This is a genomic window from Pseudomonas sp. KH_021 (genome assembly GCF_057838865.1).
The window spans coordinates 5,707,304-5,726,855 of record NZ_CM174477.1 but is presented as its reverse complement, the minus strand read 5'-3'; the positions used below and the strand labels follow the sequence as shown (position 1 = coordinate 5,726,855).

The 19,552-nt window shown below is 59.8% G+C and carries 17 protein-coding genes and 2 tRNA genes; 14 read left to right on the top strand and 5 right to left on the bottom strand.

What is annotated here, in order from left to right:
- Nucleotide 1 precedes the first annotated feature (1 nt).
- The 7 genes from miaA to AC3IX4_RS26390 all read left to right on the top strand — a co-directional run bounded on the left by miaA (nt 2) and on the right by AC3IX4_RS26390 (nt 7,603).
- On the top strand, nt 2-973 hold the full coding sequence (miaA, locus tag AC3IX4_RS26420; protein WP_489258242.1) for a tRNA (adenosine(37)-N6)-dimethylallyltransferase MiaA: 972 nt from the start codon (nt 2-4) through the stop codon (nt 971-973).
- Between the two features lie 96 nt (nt 974-1,069).
- Nucleotides 1,070-1,330, top strand: coding sequence for an RNA chaperone Hfq (hfq, locus tag AC3IX4_RS26415; RefSeq protein ID WP_489258241.1), 261 nt, complete (start codon nt 1,070-1,072; stop codon nt 1,328-1,330).
- A 12-nt stretch (nt 1,331-1,342) separates the two neighbouring features.
- On the top strand, nt 1,343-2,644 hold the full coding sequence (gene hflX / locus AC3IX4_RS26410) for a ribosome rescue GTPase HflX (protein WP_489258240.1): 1,302 nt from the start codon (nt 1,343-1,345) through the stop codon (nt 2,642-2,644).
- A gap of 96 nt (nt 2,645-2,740) precedes the next feature.
- Nucleotides 2,741-3,895 (top strand): FtsH protease activity modulator HflK, encoded by a 1,155-nt coding sequence (gene hflK, locus AC3IX4_RS26405; protein WP_489258239.1) that lies wholly within the window; start codon nt 2,741-2,743, stop codon nt 3,893-3,895.
- Nucleotides 3,895-4,764: a protease modulator HflC gene (hflC, locus tag AC3IX4_RS26400; RefSeq protein ID WP_489258238.1), complete on the top strand. Its 870-nt coding sequence runs from the start codon at nt 3,895-3,897 to the stop codon at nt 4,762-4,764. The genes hflK and hflC overlap by 1 nt, the downstream gene beginning before the upstream one ends.
- 303 nt (nt 4,765-5,067) lie before the next feature.
- Nucleotides 5,068-6,252: an ATP phosphoribosyltransferase regulatory subunit gene (locus tag AC3IX4_RS26395; RefSeq protein WP_489258237.1), complete on the top strand. Its 1,185-nt coding sequence runs from the start codon at nt 5,068-5,070 to the stop codon at nt 6,250-6,252.
- A 58-nt stretch (nt 6,253-6,310) separates the two neighbouring features.
- A complete protein-coding gene (locus AC3IX4_RS26390; RefSeq protein WP_489258236.1) occupies nt 6,311-7,603 on the top strand; it encodes an adenylosuccinate synthase in 1,293 nt (430 codons plus the stop codon).
- Between the two features lie 54 nt (nt 7,604-7,657).
- On the opposite strand, the gene AC3IX4_RS26385 is transcribed toward AC3IX4_RS26390, so the two are convergent.
- The 5 genes from AC3IX4_RS26385 to AC3IX4_RS26365 form a co-directional block, all read right to left on the bottom strand.
- Nucleotides 7,658-8,239 (bottom strand): hypothetical protein, encoded by a 582-nt coding sequence (locus AC3IX4_RS26385; RefSeq protein WP_489258235.1) that lies wholly within the window; start codon nt 8,237-8,239, stop codon nt 7,658-7,660.
- A 520-nt stretch (nt 8,240-8,759) separates the two neighbouring features.
- On the bottom strand, nt 8,760-10,319 hold the full coding sequence (locus AC3IX4_RS26380) for an ABC transporter permease (RefSeq protein WP_489258234.1): 1,560 nt from the start codon (nt 10,317-10,319) through the stop codon (nt 8,760-8,762).
- A complete protein-coding gene (locus tag AC3IX4_RS26375; RefSeq protein WP_489258233.1) occupies nt 10,319-11,332 on the bottom strand; it encodes an extracellular solute-binding protein in 1,014 nt (337 codons plus the stop codon). The genes AC3IX4_RS26380 and AC3IX4_RS26375 overlap by 1 nt, the downstream gene beginning before the upstream one ends.
- Nucleotides 11,333-11,561: 229 nt before the next feature.
- Nucleotides 11,562-11,648, bottom strand: a tRNA-Leu gene (locus AC3IX4_RS26370).
- 86 nt (nt 11,649-11,734) lie between these two features.
- Nucleotides 11,735-11,821 (bottom strand) — tRNA-Leu (locus AC3IX4_RS26365).
- Between the two features lie 267 nt (nt 11,822-12,088).
- Here AC3IX4_RS26365 and rnr point away from each other — a divergent pair.
- From rnr to dnaB, 7 genes are all read left to right on the top strand, one after another.
- On the top strand, nt 12,089-14,776 hold the full coding sequence (gene rnr, locus AC3IX4_RS26360; protein WP_489258232.1) for a ribonuclease R: 2,688 nt from the start codon (nt 12,089-12,091) through the stop codon (nt 14,774-14,776).
- A complete protein-coding gene (rlmB, locus tag AC3IX4_RS26355; protein ID WP_489258231.1) occupies nt 14,773-15,531 on the top strand; it encodes a 23S rRNA (guanosine(2251)-2'-O)-methyltransferase RlmB in 759 nt (252 codons plus the stop codon). The genes rnr and rlmB overlap by 4 nt, the downstream gene beginning before the upstream one ends.
- A 306-nt stretch (nt 15,532-15,837) precedes the next feature.
- Nucleotides 15,838-16,263, top strand: a complete 426-nt coding sequence (rpsF, locus tag AC3IX4_RS26350) for a 30S ribosomal protein S6 (protein WP_136478398.1) — start codon at nt 15,838-15,840, stop codon at nt 16,261-16,263.
- 28 nt (nt 16,264-16,291) lie between these two features.
- Nucleotides 16,292-16,522 carry a 30S ribosomal protein S18 gene (gene rpsR, locus AC3IX4_RS26345; RefSeq protein ID WP_002551829.1) on the top strand — a complete coding sequence of 77 codons (231 nt, stop codon included), beginning with the start codon at nt 16,292-16,294 and terminating at the stop codon, nt 16,520-16,522.
- 34 nt (nt 16,523-16,556) lie between these two features.
- Nucleotides 16,557-17,456 (top strand): hypothetical protein, encoded by a 900-nt coding sequence (locus AC3IX4_RS26340; RefSeq protein WP_489258230.1) that lies wholly within the window; start codon nt 16,557-16,559, stop codon nt 17,454-17,456.
- Between the two features lie 18 nt (nt 17,457-17,474).
- A complete protein-coding gene (gene rplI / locus AC3IX4_RS26335) occupies nt 17,475-17,921 on the top strand; it encodes a 50S ribosomal protein L9 (RefSeq protein ID WP_489258229.1) in 447 nt (148 codons plus the stop codon).
- 102 nt (nt 17,922-18,023) lie between these two features.
- Nucleotides 18,024-19,421 carry a replicative DNA helicase gene (gene dnaB, locus AC3IX4_RS26330; RefSeq protein ID WP_489258228.1) on the top strand — a complete coding sequence of 466 codons (1,398 nt, stop codon included), beginning with the start codon at nt 18,024-18,026 and terminating at the stop codon, nt 19,419-19,421.
- Nucleotides 19,422-19,552: the final 131 nt, after the last annotated feature.

Genomic DNA, 19,552 nt, shown 5'->3' with positions numbered 1-19,552 from the left:
CATGAGTGCTCTTCCCCCGGCGATATTCCTGATGGGGCCGACCGCGGCCGGCAAGACCGATCTTGCCATCGAGTTGAGCCGAGTCCTGCCTTGCGAGTTGATCAGCGTCGATTCGGCGCTGGTCTATCGTGGCATGGACATCGGCACGGCCAAGCCCTCCAAGGAGGTACTGGCTGCCCATCCTCACCAATTGATCGACATTCTTGACCCGGCACAAAGTTACTCGGCGGCGCAATTTCGAGCCGATGCGCTGCAAGCCATGGCCGAGATTACCGCGCGTGGCAACATCCCGCTGCTGGTAGGCGGCACCATGCTGTATTTCAAGGCGCTGGTCGATGGCCTGGCCGATATGCCCGCGGCCGATCCAGAGGTGCGTGCGCAAATCGAAGCCGAGGTCGAGCGTCTTGGCTTGCAGGCATTGCACGAGCAATTGGCCGCGGTAGACCCGGTGTCGGCGGCGCGTATTCACCCCAATGATCCACAGCGGCTGATACGAGCGTTGGAGGTTTATCGGGTCAGCGGTATGAGTATGACTTCACATCGCGAGCGACAATCTGCGCAAAGTACCGCAGCCGCCGCTTCGGGAAACAGTCAATTGCCCTATACTGTCGCAAATCTGGCGATAGCACCGAATGATCGGCAGGTGCTACATGATCGAATTGCACTGCGATTTGAACAAATGCTGGAACAGGGCTTCATTGACGAGGTCAGAGCGCTGCGGGGCAGAAGTGACTTGCATGCGGGGCTGCCGTCTATACGTGCGGTAGGTTACCGTCAAGTCTGGGATTACCTAGATGGCAAGTTGACAGCAGCCGAAATGAAGGATCGCGGCATTATTGCCACTCGCCAATTGGCGAAGCGGCAATTTACCTGGTTACGCAGTTGGGCTGAACTCCACTGGTTGGACAGTCTGGCGCGTGACAATCTGCCTCGCACCTTGAAATACCTTGGATCGGTCTCCATATTGGACTGAGTCCTCGCAATTGCCGTCTATCCTTGGGGGTGGGGCGGCCTGAGCTATCAGTTTTTTCTCATTTTTTAACTATTTATCCTTACAGGAGTGCGGCATATGTCAAAAGGGCATTCGCTACAAGACCCTTACTTGAATACTTTGCGGAAAGAAAAAGTTGGGGTTTCGATCTATCTGGTAAACGGCATCAAGCTGCAAGGCACGATCGAATCGTTCGACCAGTTCGTGATCCTGCTGAAAAACACCGTTAGCCAGATGGTCTACAAACACGCCATCTCGACAGTTGTCCCGGTTCGTCCGATTCGCCTTCCAAGCGCTTCCGAGACTGAACACGGCGACGCTGAGCCAGGTAACGCCTGATAGGAGTCTGCTTTGTTCTTTGAGCGCCACGGTGGTGGTGAACGAGCCGTACTCGTTCACTTGGATGGTCAGGACCCTGAGGCGCGCGAAGACCCGCAGGAGTTTCAGGAACTGGCAGTGTCGGCTGGCGCTGATACCGTCGCGTTCGTCAATGTGGCGCGGCATCAGCCTACAGCCAAATACCTGATTGGCAGCGGCAAGGTCGAAGAGCTACGCGACCTGGTCAAAGCCGAACAGGTGGATCTGGTGATTTTCAATCACATCCTCACGCCCAGTCAGGAACGTAACCTCGAACGTGTCTTCGAGTGTCGCGTGCTCGACCGTACCGGGCTGATTCTCGATATTTTCGCGCAACGCGCTCGTACCCATGAAGGCAAGCTGCAGGTCGAACTGGCCCAGCTTGAGCACATGAGTACCCGCCTGGTGCGTGGCTGGACTCACCTTGAGCGGCAGAAGGGTGGTATTGGCCTGCGCGGCCCTGGTGAAACCCAGCTGGAAACCGACCGACGTCTGTTGCGGGTGCGACTGCGGCAAATCAAGGCGCGCCTGGAAAAGGTCCGCAGCCAGCGTGAGCAGGCCCGTCGAGGCCGCAAGCGTGCCGATATTCCTTCCGTTTCGCTGGTGGGCTACACCAACGCCGGCAAATCCACGCTGTTCAATGCCGTGACCGAATCCGAGGTCTACGCGGCCGACCAACTGTTTGCCACCCTCGATCCGACCCTGCGCCGGCTCGAGCTGGACGACGTCGGGCCGATCGTGTTGGCCGATACGGTAGGGTTCATTCGTCACTTGCCGCACAAGCTGGTCGAGGCGTTTCGGGCTACGCTCGAAGAGTCGAGCAACTCCGACCTGCTGTTGCATGTGATCGATGCCCATGAGCCTGATCGGATGCAGCAGATCGAACAGGTCATGGCGGTGCTCGGTGAGATCGGGGCCGAAGGCTTGCCGATCCTCGAGGTGTATAACAAACTCGACCTGCTTGAAGGCGTAGAGCCCCAGATTCAGCGAGATGCCGACGGCAAACCGCAGCGGGTCTGGGTTTCGGCTCGAGACGGACGAGGTCTGGACTTGTTGGCCCAGGCTGTTTCCGAACTGTTGGGTGACGATTTATTCATTGGCACCTTGCACTTGGGTCAGCGTTTTGCTCGACTGCGAGCGCAGTTCTTCGCGTTGGGGGCGGTAAAAAGCGAAGAGCACGATGAAGAAGGCGGTAGTTTGTTGGCGGTACGCCTGTCTCGAGTGGAGCTCAATCGTCTGATCAGCCGCGAAGGGATGGAGCCGCTGGAATTTATCGAGCAACACACTTTGCAATAAAAGCCTGGCAAAGCGGTTGTACTGCTGTGACAGGCATTCTGTAGCATTGGTCGGCGCGCCGTGGGTGCGTCTTTGCTTTATCAGATGGAGAGCGCTATGGCTTGGAATGAGCCGGGTGGCAACTCGAATAATCAGGACCCTTGGGGTGGGCGCCGTGGCGGCGACAAGAAAGGGCCGCCGGATCTCGACGAAGCCTTCCGCAAGCTACAGGAAAGCCTGAACGGTTTGTTCGGTGGCAACAAGAAACGCAATAACAGCAGCCCTGGCAAGGGCGGCGGCTTCGGCTTGCTGGGCATTGGCCTGGCGGTGCTGGCAGCCATCTGGCTGTACAGCGCCGTCTATGTCGTGGACGAGCAGGAGCAGGCCGTTGTGCTGCGCTTCGGCAAGTACTACGAAACGGTGGGGGCGGGTCTTAACATTTACTTCCCGCCCATTGATCGCAAGTACATGGAAAACGTCACGCGTGAGCGTGCCTATTCCAAGCAGGGGCAGATGCTGACCGAAGACGAGAACATCGTCGAGGTTCCACTGACCGTGCAGTACAAGATCACCAACCTGCAGGATTTCGTGCTGAACGTCGATCAGCCTGAAGTCAGCCTGCAGCACGCCACCGAAAGTGCGCTGCGCCATGTGGTGGGTTCCACCGCCATGGACCAGGTACTGACCGAAGGTCGTGAGCAGATGGCTATCGAAATCAAGGAGCGTCTGCAGCGCTTCCTCGACACCTATCGCACCGGTATCACCGTGACCCAGGTCAACGTGCAGAGCGCGGCAGCCCCGCGTGAAGTGCAGGAAGCCTTCGACGACGTGATTCGTGCCCGTGAAGACGAGCAGCGTTCGCGCAACCAGGCTGAAACCTATGCCAACGGCGTCGTGCCGGAAGCCCGTGGTCAGGCCCAGCGCATCATCGAGGACGCCAACGGTTACCGCGACGAAGTCGTCTCGCGTGCCAAGGGTGAGGCAGACCGCTTCACCAAGCTGGTCACCGAGTATCGCAAGGCTCCAGAGGTGACGCGTCAGCGCCTGTACCTGGAAACCATGCAGAACGTCTACAGCAACACCAGCAAGGTGCTGCTGGGCGGTAAAGAGGGTTCGAGCAACCTGCTTTACCTGCCACTGGACAAGATGGTCGAAGGGGCGCGCGGTGCTGGCACTTCGTCGTCCAGCACGCCAACGGTCATCAACGATGCGTCCAACCGCGCACCCGACAGTCCACAAGCGCGTGAGCCGCGTACCAGGGAGAGCCGCTGATGAGCAATAAATCACTGATCGCCCTGATCGTGGGCGTGGTGCTGGCGATCGTGGCCTGGAACAGCTTCTACATCGTTGCCCAGACTGAGCGCGCTGTGTTGCTGCAGTTCGGTCGTGTGGTGCAGACGGATGTCCAGCCTGGCCTGCATGTCAAAGTGCCGTATGTGAACCAGGTGCGTCGTTTCGATGCGCGACTGATGACCCTCGATGCTCCGACCCAGCGGTTCCTGACCCTGGAGAAGAAAGCTGTGATGGTCGATGCCTACGCCAAGTGGCGGGTGAAGGACGCCGAGCGTTTCTACACCGCGACCTCGGGTCTGAAGCAAATCGCCGACGAGCGCCTCTCGCGCCGCCTGGAGTCCGGTCTGCGTGACCAGTTCGGTAAGCGTACCCTGCACGAAGTGGTGTCGGGTGAGCGGGATGCGTTGATGGCTGAAATCACCGCGTCGCTGAACAAGATGGCCAACAAAGAACTGGGTATCGAAGTGATCGATGTCCGGGTCAAGGCCATCGACCTGCCCAAGGAAGTCAACCGCAGCGTATTCGAGCGGATGAGCACCGAGCGTGAGCGTGAAGCTCGCGAGCACCGCGCCAAGGGTAACGAGCTGGCTGAAGGTATTCGTGCCGATGCCGACCGTCAGCGCCGCGTGCTGCTGGCCGAGGCGTATCGTGAGTCGGAAGAAACCCGTGGTGACGGCGATGCGCAAGCAGCGGCGATCTATGCCAAGGCTTACGGTCAGGACCAGGAGTTCTACGCGTTTTTCCGTAGCCTGCAAGCCTACCGCGACAGCTTTGACAGCAAGAGCGACGTGCTGGTGCTGGATCCGAACAGCGACTTCTTCAAGTTCATGAACAAGTTCAAGCCCTGATCGAGCCATTCCGCCGGGCACCTAAAATGCCTGGCGGGGTGATCCTTTGAGAAAACGGGTGTATGATGCGGCAGCCGGGAAATTCCCGGCTTTTTTGCGTCTGCAAGATCGATTGGCCGTTTCAGGCCCCAGGCACTACGCTGCGCTCGCATCGCGACCGTCGTAGATGGCCCGGCAAGGATTTCGAGGATATTGGCTCAAGGTGACTGACTGAACAGCAGCCGCCGGATGTTGTCTGCCGATATCTGCATCACTCAAGGCTGCCTGTGTGGGTGGCCGCCCGGATCATAGGGGAATGGCGTAATGGCAACGGTAGACCGCTGGCTGCTGCCAGATGGCATCGAAGAAGTACTGCCGCCGGAAGCGGCGCGTATTGAAGTGGCGCGTCGTCAGGTGCTGGATCTGTTCCAGAGCTGGGGTTACGAATTTGTCGTCACTCCGCATATCGAATACCTGGAGTCGCTGCTGACCGGTGCCGGCCAGGACCTGGATCTGCGCACCTTCAAGGTAGTCGACCCACAATCGGGTCGGCAAATGGGCTTTCGCGCCGACATCACGCCGCAAGTGGCGCGTATCGACGCGCACACCCTGCGCCGTGAAGGGCCGAGCCGCCTGTGCTATGCCGGTAGTGTGCTGCACGCACAACCGCGCGCGCTGTCCACCTCGCGCAGCCCTATCCAGTTGGGCGCCGAGCTGTATGGCGATGCCAGCCCGGTCAGCGACGTTGAAGTGATCAGCCTGATGCTGGCTATGCTGCAACTGGCCGATGTAGCGGATGTTCACATGGACTTGGGCTATGTGGGTATCTATCGCGGTCTGGCGCGCGCCGCCGGGTTGTCCGGTTCGGTAGAGCAGCAGCTGTTCGATGCCCTGCAACGCAAGGCCATCGATGAAGTGAAAGCCCTGACTGCCGACCTGCCAGCTGATCTGGCGGGCATGCTGCGGGCATTGGTGGATTTGTGCGGTGGCCGTGAAGTGCTTGATGCGGCACGCCTGCGCTTGGCCAAGGCGCCTGCGCCGGTATTGGCTGCGTTGGATGATCTGGTCGAGATCGCTGACCGTCTGGCAGGGCGCTTCCCACAGATCCCGCTGTATTTCGATCTGGGCGAGCTGCGCGGCTACCACTACCACACCGGTGTGGTGTTCGCGGTATTTGTACCTGGCGTTGGCCAGTCGATCGCTCAGGGCGGTCGCTATGATGATATCGGTGCCGATTTTGGTCGTGCGCGGCCTGCCACCGGTTTCTCTACGGATTTGAAGACCCTGGTCTCACTGGGGCGTGCCGAGGTCGTGTTGCCCTCGGGTGGCATCTGGATGCCAGACAGTACGGACGCAGCCCTTTGGCAGCTGGTTTGCCAGCTGCGCAGCGACGGCCAGCGGGTGGTCCAGGCCTTGCCTGGGCAGCCCATGACCGCCGCTGGCGAAGCGGATTGCGACCGACAATTGATTCAGCAGAACGGGCTTTGGCAGGTACTGCCGCTGGCTTAATGAGTTTTCCCGCCGGCTTGCGGCCGGCGCCAAGTTTGCGCGAATGAGGACAAGTGTTATGGGTAAGAATGTCGTAGTCCTGGGCACCCAATGGGGTGATGAGGGCAAAGGCAAGATCGTTGATCTGCTGACCGAACATGCTGCCGCCGTAGTGCGTTATCAGGGTGGCCACAACGCCGGCCATACGCTGGTGATCGACGGTGAGAAAACCGTTCTGCACCTGATCCCGTCGGGCGTCCTGCGCGAAGGCGTGCAGTGCCTGATCGGTAACGGCGTAGTGGTTGCCCCCGACGCGCTGATGCGCGAAATCGTCAAGCTGGAAGAGAAAGGCGTGCCAGTGCGTGATCGCCTGCGCATCAGCCCTTCCTGCCCGCTGATCCTGTCGTATCACGTTGCGCTGGACCAGGCGCGCGAAAAAGCCCGTGGCGAGCACAAGATCGGTACGACCGGTCGCGGCATTGGCCCGGCTTACGAAGACAAAGTCGCGCGTCGCGGCCTGCGCATCGGTGACTTGTTCCACCGCGAGCGCTTCGCGGCCAAGCTGGGCGAGCTGCTGGACTACCACAACTTTGTGCTGGTCAATTACTACAAAGAGCCTGCAATCGACTTCCAGAAAACCCTGGACGAGTGCATGGAGTACGCCGAACTGCTCAAGCCGTTGATGCTGGACGTGACGGCCGAGCTGCATAACCTGCGTCGCGCCGACAAGGACATCATGTTCGAAGGTGCCCAGGGTTCGCTGTTGGACATCGACCACGGTACTTATCCGTTCGTGACCAGCTCCAACACCACCGCAGGCGGTATCGCCACCGGTTCCGGTGTCGGCCCTATGTACCTGGACTACATCCTGGGTATCACCAAGGCCTACACCACCCGCGTCGGTTCCGGTCCGTTCCCGACCGAACTGTTCGACGACGTTGGTGCCTTCCTGGCCAAGCGTGGCCATGAGTTCGGTGCTACCACCGGTCGTGCCCGTCGTTGCGGCTGGTTCGATGCTGTGATCCTGCGTCGCGCTATCGACGTCAACAGCATCTCGGGCCTGTGCCTGACCAAGCTGGACGTTCTCGACGGCCTGGAAACCATCAACATCTGCGTAGGTTACAAGAACGAGAACGGCGCCGTGATCGACGCGCCGACCGACGCTGACAGCTACATCGGCCTTGAGCCTGTGTACGAAGAGCTGCCAGGCTGGACCGAGTCGACCCTGGGTGCCAAGACCCTGGAAGAGCTGCCGGCCAATGCCCGTGCCTACATCAAGCGTGTGGAAGAGCTGGTCGGCGCGCCGATCGACATCATCTCCACCGGCCCGGACCGCAACGAGACCATCGTTCTGCGTCACCCGTTCGCCTGATAAAGCGTTGATGTCATGACAAAGGGCCCTTCGGGGCCCTTTGTCGTTTTGCGGTCAGACTTCGTTGGGCTCGCTCAGGTAGGGTGCATTACGCTCTTTGATGGTCAACGGGAAGACAAACGCCTGTTGATCGGTGTCACGGCACGCCAGGTAGATATACGGTGAGTGATTTTTTCGTTGCCGCATCACCCGCTGCTGGGTGCCAAGAGCGCGCAGTTGGATGTCCGACGTGTCTGAATCCAGATCTTCGAGCGTGACCTGTTTGCCCTCTCGCGTCAGCAGAACGAAGTGTGTGGGGCTTTGGACGTCTGACTTGAACGCACCCAGTGCGCCCGTGCTGTCCAGGCTGATGCCTTTGCCAAAATGTGGTCCGGGCGTTCTGACGTACATCACATAGCCGCAATCGGTCTGGCGAAAATACAGCGTCAATGCAGAGGGTGCTGTGGGGTTTGTGATGCGTTGATTGGCAAGCATGTGTGAATCGTCGATCTTGCGTTGAGCCCCGGAAATAATGCCACCGCCTCCAATGCGGGCAGTGTAGGTGGCGGGGTGGCCCAGCAGGGCGTCCAGTGCGTTCACAGGCTGATCGACAGAACCCAGTTCGGCGATAAAGGAGTTTTGTCGGTGGGTCGTCATGGTGTGTGCCTTCAGTTCAGGGTTTGAAGCCCTGAACTTAACGCCGCACACAGCCGACAAAGTGGTGCATGTTTACACGTGCGAAAGAACCTGGTCTGGGCCGCGAGGCGCCATACCTGACACACCACGCTGGCCCTATCGCCGCATAGGTATCTACACATCTTTTGGCGTACTGCTACGAATGTAGCCGCTGACGAGGTACGAGGCTGCGATCGGCAGCGAAGCGGCCGTAAAACCTGAGACCGTAATCCATCAGGCACACCGAAGGGCCTGAATTTACGACGGCTTCGCCGCCGATCGCAGCCTCGTACCTCGGCAGCGGCTACAAGAGCCGCGCTGCCCCAGAGTTGTGTAGATACCTATGCCTATCGCCGGCAAGCCGTGCTCCTACCGACGCGCGCCCCACCGACCCCTGTAGGAGTCGGCGGTTCGGCGCTCCGACTTGCCCGCGAGGCGTCATACCTGACACGCCGCGGTGGGCCCTATCGCTGGCAAGCCAGGCTCCTACAGGGGAGGGGGGTTAGTTGCGATTCAAGTACATGCGGGTTGTGAGGATGTACACCGGCAGCCCCGAGACCAGCACTAATAGCGCCGCATAAGGTGCTGCGGCGGCAAACTCGACATTGGCCGTATGGGCCCAGACTTCAGTGGCCAGGGTGGTCATGCCCGTCGGGCTGAGCAGCAATGTGGCGGTCAGCTCCTTCATGGCGTCGAGAAACACCAGGGCGAAGGCTGCGGCCAAGGCTGGGAAGATAATCGGCAGGGTCACCCGGCAGAACGCGCTGAAGGGCGACGCGCCCAGCGTGCGTGCCGCCTCTTCAAGTTGTGGGGCGGCCTTGGTCAAGGCGGTGCGCACCGGTGCCTGTGCCAGGGGTAGAAAGAGCAGCGCATAGGCCAGCAGCAGCAGGGCGGTGGTTTGGTAGAGCGCCGGCACATAGTGCAGGGCAAAGAACACCAGGGTCAGGGCGATGACCAGGCCCGGCAGGGCATGCAGCAAGTACGGCAGCCGCTCGGCCCAGATCGCCAGATGCCCTCGATAACGCACCACCAACAGGCTGACCGGCAGTGCCAGCAGCAGACTCAGGCCTGCGCCGCCCAGTGAAACGGATAGTGAAGTGAGCAGGGCGCGGCTGATATCGGCCACCGGAAAAGCCGCCGATGACCCCACCATGAGCCAGTAACCCAGCATCGCCAAGGGTATGCCGCTACCCAGCACGGCCAGCAACAGGCAATACAACTGGCCCACGGGCATCAGTGCGCCCATGCGCAGTGGCGCGGCGCGGCGGGCGACGCCCTGGCCGATCCGCACATGTCGTCCGCTGCCGCGTACTTTCAATTCCAGCCACAGCATCGACAGGCACATCACCAACAGGACGGCAGACAGCATCGCTGCGTTGGCGTTGCTAAATTCCAGTTCGAACTGCTGGTAGATCGCGGTCGTGAAGGTCTGCAGGCCGAGGATCGACAGGGCCCCGAACTCCACCAGCATATGCAGGGCGATCAGCAGGCTGCCGCCCAGAATCGACGGCCAGAGCAGTGGCAGGGTAATGCGAAAGAATACGCCCCAGCGGTCCTGGCCCAGCGTGCGAGCCGACTCTTCCAGCGAGGTGTCCAGGTTGCGCAAGGTGGCCGCCACGGGCAGAAAGACCAGCGGGTACTTGGACAGCGCCATGACCAGGATGGCGCCGCCCAGGCCTTCAAAGCGCGGGCTCAACGACACCCAGGTGAAGCCGCTGACGAATGCTGGCATCGCGAAAGGTAGGCACAGGATCACCCCCCACAGCCGCCTGCCAGGCAGGTCACAGCGCTCCAGCAACCAGGCCAGCGACAGGCCGATCAGGGCGCAGGCCACGGTGACCCCGGCCATTAGCAACAGGGTGTTGCGCATCAGTCCCCAGACAAAGGGGCGCCAGAGCAGGTGCAGTGCTTCGCGCCAGCCGGCCTCCCAGGCCTTCATGCCCACGTACAGCAAAGGCAGCAGGCTCAGGCCGACCAGCAGCAGGACCGGCAGGACGACCCAGATCGAGGGTCGCTTGCCGCGTGGTACGAAGACGGCGGCAGCGGGCAGGGCGGCGCTCATCAGAGCAGGCCGACTTCGCGTTCGAGATCCAGTGCCTCTTCGGCATTACCCAGGTCGGCCGGAGAAATCTTCGGCGGGCGCAAGTCTTCGAAAGGCTTAAGGCCTTGATCCGACACCATGCCTTTGTGCAAAGGGTACTCGGCGGTAGTCTGGGTGATGACCCGCTGGCCTTCTTCGCTGGCCATCCATGCCAGAAGCGCCTGTGCTTCTTTCGGGTGCTTGCTGGCTTTCACCGCTGCGGCGCTGGAAATGGTCACCAGGCCACCAGCGTCACCGTCCGCCAGGTAGTAGAGTTTGGAATCCAGTTGGCCGCGCTCTTTCTTCAAGGCATACCAGTAGTAGTTGTTCACCAGGACGGCGGCGACTTCGCCGTTTTCCACGGCTTTGAGCGCGACCATGTTGTTGGTGTAGGTCTTGCCAAAGGCTTTCAGGCCCGTCAGCCATTCTTCGGCGGCTTCGCGGCCGTGCAGCTTGAGAATGGCAACGGCCTGTTCCTGGAAAGCGCCACTGGTAGGTACGAAGCCGATCTTGCCGTCCCACTCGGGGTTGGCGAAGTCCATGACCGATGGCGGCAAGTCTTTTTCGGCGATGACCTTGGGGTTGAAGGCAACGACACGGGTGCGTGCAGTGACGCCCATCCAGGTGCCGTTGCCGGCGACGAATTCCTTGGGCAGTACTTGCAGGGTCGAATCGTCGATCTTGGCCAGCAGGCCCAGATTACCCAGGTTGTTCAGGGGTGGAGATTCTTCGGTATAGATCACATCGGCGGGCGAGCGGTCGCCTTCTTCGATGATCTGGCTGGCCAGCTGGTTGCTGCTGCCCTTGCGGATATTGATATGAACACCAGTCTTGGCCTCGTAGGCCTTGGCGATAGCCTCGCCGATTTCCTTGTGCTGGCCGTTGTACAGGGTCAGCGAGACTGGGTCGGCGGCCATGGCTTGGGAAGCGCCCAGGACCAGGGCTAATACAGACAGCGCCAGGCCGCGCAAAGTCGGGCTATTGCGAAACGTCATGCGGGTATTTCCTCGCTTACGGACTACAAATCTTGTAACAATCATAAACGATATGGTTTCTCAAATGCGCTGATAAGGGAGATTTCATCAGCAACCTATCGATTTAATTGCAGCAATGGCGTCTATAGGCTCGTGAGATGTGGCGCTTGAGGTTGGGTGGCTGGGTTGTGCGGGGGAAAGGGGAGGAGCAGAAACGAAAAAACCCGCTTTCGCGGGTTTGATCTGAATTTGGTGCCCAGGAGAAGACTCGAACTTCCACGACCGTAAGGTCACCAGCACCTGAAGCTGGCGTGTCTACCAATTTCACCACCTGGGCAAATGAAGCGATGTAGCTTGTAACGAAAACAGTGTAACTTGTTGCAGTAAATTTCAGAAGCGCTGTGCAGTTCTGAGATTTGAAATTGGTGCCCAGGAGAAGACTCGAACTTCCACGACCGTAAGGTCACCAGCACCTGAAGCTGGCGTGTCTACCAATTTCACCACCTGGGCATTTCATTGAGGCTACAGGATGCTTTACATCGTGCTGCTTCTCAACTATTACGACGGTGTCCGTCGTTGTGGTGCGCACTATACGGATGCCTTTGAGGGCTGTAAAGCCCCGTTAAAGAAAAATATTCAAAATTCCAAGCTATTGTTTCCGTAGTGCATTTTGGCTGCGTTCAGGGCCGTTGTGAGGGGCTGTCCAAGCCCGAAATTTCCGGTTTCAATACGCCTATGCCAAACTATCCCTTATATAGACAAGGTGAACCCCTCCTAATGGCCGATTGGCAGTCCCTCGATCCCGAGGCCGCTCGTGAAGCGGAAAAATACGAAAACCCTATTCCTAGCCGTGAGCTGATCCTCCAGCGCCTCGACGAGCGCGGTTCGCCCGCAGCCCGAGAGCAGTTGGCGGAAGAGTTCGGCTTGACCACTGAAGATCAGATCGAGGCCCTGCGCCGCCGTTTGCGCGCCATGGAGCGCGACGGTCAATTGATCTACACCCGCCGCGGTACTTACGCGCCGGTCGACAAACTGGACCTGATCCTGGGGCGCATCAGCGGCCACCGGGACGGTTTCGGTTTTCTGATTCCTGATGACGGCTCCGATGACCTGTTCCTGAGCCCGGCGCAGATGCGCCTGGTATTCGATGGCGACCGTGCGCTGGCGCGGGTTTCTGGCCTGGATCGCCGTGGTCGTCGCGAGGGTGTGGTGGTCGAAGTGATCTCCCGTGCCCACGAGCAAATCGTCGGTCGCTACTTCGAAGAAGGCGGCATTGGCTTTGTGACGCCAGACAACCCCAAGGTCCAGCAAGAAGTGCTGGTCACCCCGGGGCGTAACGGCGGGGCGAAGGTCGGTCAGTTCGTGGCGGTGAAAATCACCCATTGGCCCACCCCGCGTTTCCAGCCTCAAGGCGATGTGGTCGAAGTGGTCGGCAACTATATGGCGCCGGGCATGGAAATCGACGTGGCCCTGCGCACTTACGATATTCCGCACGTCTGGCCGGAAGCGGTGCTTAAAGAAGCCGCCAAGCTCAAGCCAGAAGTGGAAGAGAAGGACAAGGAAAAGCGCGTCGACCTGCGCCATCTGCCGTTCGTCACTATCGACGGCGAAGACGCCCGCGACTTTGACGATGCGGTGTTCTGCGAGCCGGTGAAAAAACTGCGGCTGTTTTCCGGCGGCTGGCGCCTGTACGTCGCCATCGCCGACGTGTCCAGCTATGTGAAGCTCGGCTCGGCGCTGGATGCCGAAGCCCAGGTGCGCGGCAACTCGGTGTATTTCCCCGAGCGCGTGGTGCCGATGCTCCCTGAGCAGCTGTCCAACGGCCTGTGCTCCCTGAATCCGCATGTGGATCGCTTGGCCATGGTCTGTGAAATGACCATCTCCAAGACCGGCCAAATGGTCGATTACCAGTTCTATGAGGCGGTGATCCACTCCCATGCGCGCCTGACCTATAACAAGGTCAGCACGATGCTGGAGCACTCGCGTACCAGTGAAGCCAAGCAATTGCGTGGCGAATACGGCGACGTGGTGCCACACCTTAAGCAGCTTTATGCGTTGTATCAGGTGCTGCTGGCCGCTCGCCACGTACGCGGTGCGATTGATTTCGAAACCCAGGAAACCCGAATCATCTTCGGGACTGGGCGCAAAATCGCCGAAATTCGCCCGACTATCCGCAACGATGCTCACAAACTCATTGAAGAATGCATGCTGGCGGCCAACGTCGCGACGGCAGAGTTCCTCAAGAAGCATGAAGTCCCGGCGCTGTATCGCGTACACGATGGTCCGCCACCGGAGCGCCTGGAAAAACTGCGTACCTTCCTCGGCGAGCTCGGCCTGTCGTTGCACAAAGGCAAGGACGGCCCGTCGCCCAAGGATTACCAGGCGCTGCTGCAGCACATTAAGGATCGCCCGGACTACCACCTGATCCAGACCGTGATGCTGCGTTCGTTGAGCCAGGCGGTCTACAGCTCGGACAATAACGGCCACTTCGGCTTGAACTACGAGGCGTATACCCACTTCACCTCGCCGATTCGTCGTTACCCGGACCTGCTGGTGCACCGCGCCATTCGCAGTGTGATCCGCTCCAAGCAGAATACCCCGCACGTCAAGCGTGCCGGCGCCATGACTATTCCAAAGGCGCGGATCTACCCGTACGACGAAGCCGGCCTCGAGCAGTTGGGCGAGCAGTGCTCGATGAGCGAGCGCCGCGCCGACGAGGCGACCCGCGATGTGGTCAACTGGCTCAAATGCGAATATATGAAGGATCGCGTGGGCGAGTCCTTCCCGGGCGTGGTCACGGCGGTGACCGGTTTCGGCTTGTTCATCGAGCTGACCGACATCTATGTCGAAGGCCTGGTGCACGTCACCGCCTTGCCGGGCGATTACTACCACTTCGATCCGGTTCATCACCGCTTGTCGGGTGAGCGTACCGGTCGCACTTTCCGCTTGGGCGACACGGTTGAAGTGCGCGTCATGCGCGTTGATCTGGATGAGCGCAAGATCGATTTCGAGATGGCCGAAAAAACCATCAACGCGCCGATCGGTCGCAAGAATCGCCAGTCTGAAGCACCGGCTGCGAAGTCGGCTCCGGGCAGGGCTCCGGCCAAGAAAGGCCCGGGCGGCAAGGCAAGTGACAGCCGGGCGAGCGACAGCCGGGCGAGCGACAGCAAGGCGAGTGGCAGTAAGGCGAGTGGCAGTAAGGCAGGTGAGTCTGCGCCGATCAAGCCACCGCGCCGCAGCGCCAGCAAGGACAGCGGCAGCAGTGAAGCCTATCGCGCGTCCGATGCCGCTGCGAAAAACGCTGAAGTGCGCAAGAGCCGCGAACTGAAAAAGGCGTTGCTGGCCGATGCCAAGGGCAGCCATGCCGCTGGCAAGACCTCCAAGGCGAGTGATGGCAAGCCATCCAAACCGACCAAGCATCGCAAGGGCCCGTCCAAGGCGGGCAAACCCAAGGGCAAATCATGAGTCAGCTGGAAAAAATCTACGGTGTGCATGCCGTGGAAGCGTTGTTGCGTCATCACCCCAAGCGGGTCAAGCAGATCTGGCTGTCCGAAGGTCGCAGTGACCCTCGGGTGCAGCCGCTGATCGAGCTGGCGCAGCAGAACCGCGTGGCAGTAGGCCAGGCCGAGCGCCGCGAGCTGGATGCCTGGGTCGAAGGCGTACACCAGGGTGTGGTGGCAGATGTCAGCCCCAGCCAGGTCTGGGGCGAGGCGATGCTCGAGGAGTTGCTCGATCGCACCGAAGGCGCCCCGCTGTTGCTGGTGCTTGATGGTGTCACCGATCCGCACAACCTGGGCGCCTGCCTGCGTACGGCCGATGCGGCCGGTGCGTTGGCGGTGATCGTGCCCAAGGATAAGTCCGCAACGCTGACGCCTGCTGTGCGCAAGGTGGCCTGCGGCGCGGCGGAAGTGATTCCGTTGGTGGCCGTCACCAACCTGGCGCGGACTCTGGAAAAGCTCCAGCAGCGCGGTCTGTGGGTGGTGGGTACTGCCGGTGAAGCCGAGCAGGAACTGTATCAGCAAGACCTGACCGGCCCGACCATTCTGATCATGGGCGCCGAAGGCAAGGGCATGCGCCGCTTGACCCGCGAGCACTGTGATTACCTGGTCAAACTGCCGATGGCGGGCAGCGTCAGTAGCCTCAACGTCTCGGTGGCGACGGGCGTGTGCCTGTTCGAAGCCGTTCGTCAGCGTCAGATCAAGGCTGCCAAGGCTTCCTGATTCAATATCGGGGGTGTACTCATTCGCTGGCAGGCCAGCTCCCACAGGTCAAGCCAGCTCCTACAAGGTCTGCACTGGGCTTTTGTGGGAGCCGGCTTGCCGGCGAATGAATACACCGCGATCGCAACTGGCCACTGCTCAAATAATCACCAATTCCCTTGCGCGGTTTCAAGCGCTTCTCTACAATTGCGCCCCTTGCCATGACGGCAGGCGCGCATGTGCCTCACCCCAAGGCAAGACACACAGTGTCTTTTCACTCCTTGTCTGACCGCTCTGGCGGCAGGCTACAACCCGTAAGGAGCATTCATGCGTCATTACGAAATCATCTTTCTGGTCCACCCTGACCAGAGCGAGCAAGTCGGCGGCATGGTTGAGCGTTACACCAAGCTGATCGAAGAAGACGGCGGCAAGATCCACCGTCTGGAAGACTGGGGCCGTCGTCAACTGGCCTACGCAATCAACAATGTTCACAAGGCTCACTACGTGATGCTGAACGTTGAGTGCACCGGCAAGGCCCTGGCCGAGCTGGAAGACAACTTCCGCTACAACGATGCCGTGATCCGTAACCTGGTCATCCGTCGCGACGAAGCCGTTACCGGTCAGTCCGAGATGCTCAAGGCAGAAGAAAACCGCAGCGAGCGCCGTGAGCGTCGTGACCGTCCTGAGCATTCTGACAGCGCCGATGGCGACGACAGCAATGACAGCGACAACAGCGATAACGCTGACGAGTAATCCACGGACCTTTTGAGGAGCCTATTACATGGCACGTTTCTTCCGTCGTCGTAAATTCTGCCGCTTCACCGCTGAAGACGTGAAAGAGATCGATTACAAAGATCTCAACACCCTGAAAGCCTATGTATCCGAAACCGGCAAAATTGTTCCAAGCCGTATCACCGGTACTAAAGCTCGTTATCAGCGTCAGCTGGCTACCGCTATCAAGCGCGCCCGCTTCCTGGCCCTGCTGGCCTACACCGACAGCCACGGCCGCTGAGACCGGGTTGTCGACAAGCAGTAAGGGATAGAGCATGCGAGCGTTAGCTGATTTCATCATGCGCGGTCGCGTGCAGGCCACTCTGGTAGTGGTCGGCTGTGCGGCATTGCCGCTGTTGTTCTGGTTGAGTGCTGCTGCAGGCGCCCTGGTGTTCCTGCGGCGCGGTATGAAGGACGCTTCTGGCGTTCTCGTCTGGGCTCTGCTGCCGGCCTTGGCCTGGTGGTTTTTTGGCGAACCGCGCACCTTGATGGTGTTGCTGGGGACGCTGGGGCTGGCCGCCGTGTTGCGTGCCAGCGAGTCCTGGAACCGCGTGCTGCTGGTCAGCATAGCGCTAGGCCTGGTGTATGGAGTGGTACTGGGCGCGGTTTTCCGCGAACCCATCGAAGCCATGGCGCAAGCGCTCGAGAAGCTCTTGCCGCAAATGCTCGATGGGCTCTACCAACAGTTGTCGGTAGAAGAGCGAGCGCGCCTTGGAGCCCTTATTGCACCGGTGCTCAATGGCCTGATAGCGGCATTGCTGCAAGCCGTCAGCCTGCTGGCCCTGATGTTGGGGCGTTACTGGCAGGCAGTGTTGTATAACCCGGGTGGTTTTGGCCGCGAATTTCGCGCTGTCCGAATCCCGAAGGGGCCGGCGTTATTGTTGCTGGCGTGCATGCTGGTGGGGCCCAACTTCGGGCCACAGATGGCCATGTTGACGCCGCTTTGCAGCGTACCGCTGGTATTCGCCGGGCTGGCCCTGATGCATGGGCTGGTGGCGCAAGGCCGACTGGGCAAGTTCTGGTTGGTGGGCTTGTACGTGACACTGCTGCTGTTTATGCAGCTGATCTACCCGTTGCTCGTGGTGTTGGCCATAGTCGACAGCCTGATTGATTTTCGCGGCCGGATGGCACCCAAAAACGGTGCCGACGATGGTTCTGCGAACGGTGAAGGTTAAAAGTTAGAGGATTTTCACATGCAACTGATCCTTCTGGAAAAAGTCGCCAACCTGGGCAACCTGGGCGATAAAGTAAACGTTAAGGCCGGTTACGGTCGTAACTACCTGCTGCCGTACGGTAAAGCTACCGCTGCGACCGCTGCCAACCTGGCTGCGTTCGAAGAGCGTCGTGCTGAGCTGGAACAACTGGCTGCAGACAAAAAAGCTTCGGCTGAAACTCGCGCTGCCCAACTGGCTGAGCTGGAAGTGACTATCACTGCCACCGCTGGCGACGAAGGCAAGCTGTTCGGCTCGATCGGCACTCACGACATCGCTGACGCACTGACCGCCTCGGGCGTTGAAGTGGCCAAGTCGGAAGTTCGTCTGCCGAACGGCACCATCCGTAACGTTGGCGAATACGACGTAGCCGTGCACCTGCACAGCGACGTAGAAGCTACCGTACGCGTTGTCGTCGTAGCAGCCTAAAACTGACTGGCACCCTGGGTGCCGGGCGGTTAACATCGGGCACGATCCTGTTTACAGGTCGTGCCCTTTGTATTTTCTGTACCCCTAGAATTCCAAGTGGCCATGAACGAGATATCAGCCCCCGAACAATATGATCTGCAAACCGCTGCCCTGAAGGTGCCTCCGCACTCCATCGAAGCCGAACAGGCTGTGCTCGGTGGTTTGATGCTGGACAACACCGCTTGGGAGCGGGTGCTCGATCAAGTTTCCGACGGCGATTTCTATCGGCATGACCACCGCCTGATTTTCCGCGCTATCCACAAGCTGGCTGACCAGAACACCCCATTCGATGTGGTGACCCTGCACGAGCAGTTGGACAGGGAAGGCACCAGTTCACAAGTGGGTGGCCTGGGCTACCTGGGTGAGCTGGCCAAGAACACGCCATCGGTCGCCAACATCAAGGCCTATGCCCAGATCGTTCGAGAGCGGGCAACCCTGCGCCAACTGATCAGCATCAGCAGCGATATCGCCGACAGCGCCTTCAACCCGCAAGGGCGCAACGCCGCCGAAATTCTCGACGAGGCCGAGCGGCAGATCTTCCAGATTGCCGAGGCCCGGCCGAAAACCGGTGGCCCGGTGGGGGTCAACGAGCTGTTGACCAAGGCCATCGACCGTATCGACACGTTGTTCAACACGGACTGCGCCATTACCGGCCTGTCCACCGGCTATACCGACCTGGATGAGAAGACCAGCGGCCTGCAACCGTCCGACCTGATCATCGTCGCCGGCCGACCGTCGATGGGTAAAACCACCTTCGCCATGAACCTGGTGGAAAACGCCGTGCTTCGCAGCGAGAAGGCGGTGCTGGTGTACTCGCTTGAGATGCCAGGCGAATCGCTGATCATGCGTATGCTGTCTTCCCTGGGGCGAATCGACCAGACCAAAGTGCGTTCCGGCCAATTGGACGACGATGACTGGCCACGCCTGACCTCGGCGGTCAACCTGCTCAACGATCGCAAGCTGTTCATTGACGATACTGCCGGTATCAGCCCTTCGGAGATGCGCGCGCGTACCCGCCGCCTGGTGCGTGAGCACGGCGAAGTCGGCCTGATCATGATCGACTACCTGCAGCTGATGCAGATCCCGGGCTCCAGCGGCGATAACCGTACCAACGAAATTTCCGAGATCTCCCGCTCGCTCAAGGCCTTGGCCAAAGAGTTCAACTGCCCAGTGGTGGCGCTGTCGCAGCTCAACCGCGCCCTGGAGCAACGCCCCAACAAGCGCCCGGTGAACTCCGACTTGCGTGAATCGGGTGCAATCGAGCAGGACGCCGACGTGATCATGTTCGTGTACCGCGACGAGGTCTACCACCCGGAAACCGAACACAAGGGCATCGCCGAGATCATCATCGGCAAGCAGCGTAACGGCCCCATCGGTTTTATCCGCCTGGCGTTCATCGGCAAGTACACGCGCTTTGAGAACCTGGCCCCGGGCAGTTACAACTTCGACGACGACGAATGATTTCAGGGCCTCATCGCATGTAGGAGCAGAGCTTGCTCGCGATGAGGTTCAACACAATTTCCGACCGCCATCGTCGGAATTGGTCAATTTTTGTGCTATTCTCCGCCCCCGCGAAATTCTTTGGAAACAAA

Excerpts from the sequence above, each read along its gene's own strand:
- AC3IX4_RS26375 (WP_489258233.1), bottom strand. The coding sequence starts at position 11,332 with ATGACGTTTCGCAATAGCCCGACTTTGCGCGGCCTGGCGCTGTCTGTA.
- hflK (WP_489258239.1), top strand. The coding sequence starts at position 2,741 with ATGGCTTGGAATGAGCCGGGTGGCAACTCGAATAATCAGGACCCTTGG.
- miaA (WP_489258242.1), top strand. The coding sequence starts at position 2 with ATGAGTGCTCTTCCCCCGGCGATATTCCTGATGGGGCCGACCGCGGCC.
- hflC (WP_489258238.1), top strand. The coding sequence starts at position 3,895 with ATGAGCAATAAATCACTGATCGCCCTGATCGTGGGCGTGGTGCTGGCG.
- AC3IX4_RS26395 (WP_489258237.1), top strand. The coding sequence starts at position 5,068 with ATGGCAACGGTAGACCGCTGGCTGCTGCCAGATGGCATCGAAGAAGTA.
- AC3IX4_RS26385 (WP_489258235.1), bottom strand. The coding sequence starts at position 8,239 with ATGACGACCCACCGACAAAACTCCTTTATCGCCGAACTGGGTTCTGTC.
- rpsF (WP_136478398.1), top strand. The coding sequence starts at position 15,838 with ATGCGTCATTACGAAATCATCTTTCTGGTCCACCCTGACCAGAGCGAG.
- AC3IX4_RS26380 (WP_489258234.1), bottom strand. The coding sequence starts at position 10,319 with ATGAGCGCCGCCCTGCCCGCTGCCGCCGTCTTCGTACCACGCGGCAAG.
- dnaB (WP_489258228.1), top strand. The coding sequence starts at position 18,024 with ATGAACGAGATATCAGCCCCCGAACAATATGATCTGCAAACCGCTGCC.
- rlmB (WP_489258231.1), top strand. The coding sequence starts at position 14,773 with ATGAGTCAGCTGGAAAAAATCTACGGTGTGCATGCCGTGGAAGCGTTG.
- AC3IX4_RS26390 (WP_489258236.1), top strand. The coding sequence starts at position 6,311 with ATGGGTAAGAATGTCGTAGTCCTGGGCACCCAATGGGGTGATGAGGGC.
- rpsR (WP_002551829.1), top strand. The coding sequence starts at position 16,292 with ATGGCACGTTTCTTCCGTCGTCGTAAATTCTGCCGCTTCACCGCTGAA.
- rplI (WP_489258229.1), top strand. The coding sequence starts at position 17,475 with ATGCAACTGATCCTTCTGGAAAAAGTCGCCAACCTGGGCAACCTGGGC.
- rnr (WP_489258232.1), top strand. The coding sequence starts at position 12,089 with ATGGCCGATTGGCAGTCCCTCGATCCCGAGGCCGCTCGTGAAGCGGAA.
- AC3IX4_RS26340 (WP_489258230.1), top strand. The coding sequence starts at position 16,557 with ATGCGAGCGTTAGCTGATTTCATCATGCGCGGTCGCGTGCAGGCCACT.
- hfq (WP_489258241.1), top strand. The coding sequence starts at position 1,070 with ATGTCAAAAGGGCATTCGCTACAAGACCCTTACTTGAATACTTTGCGG.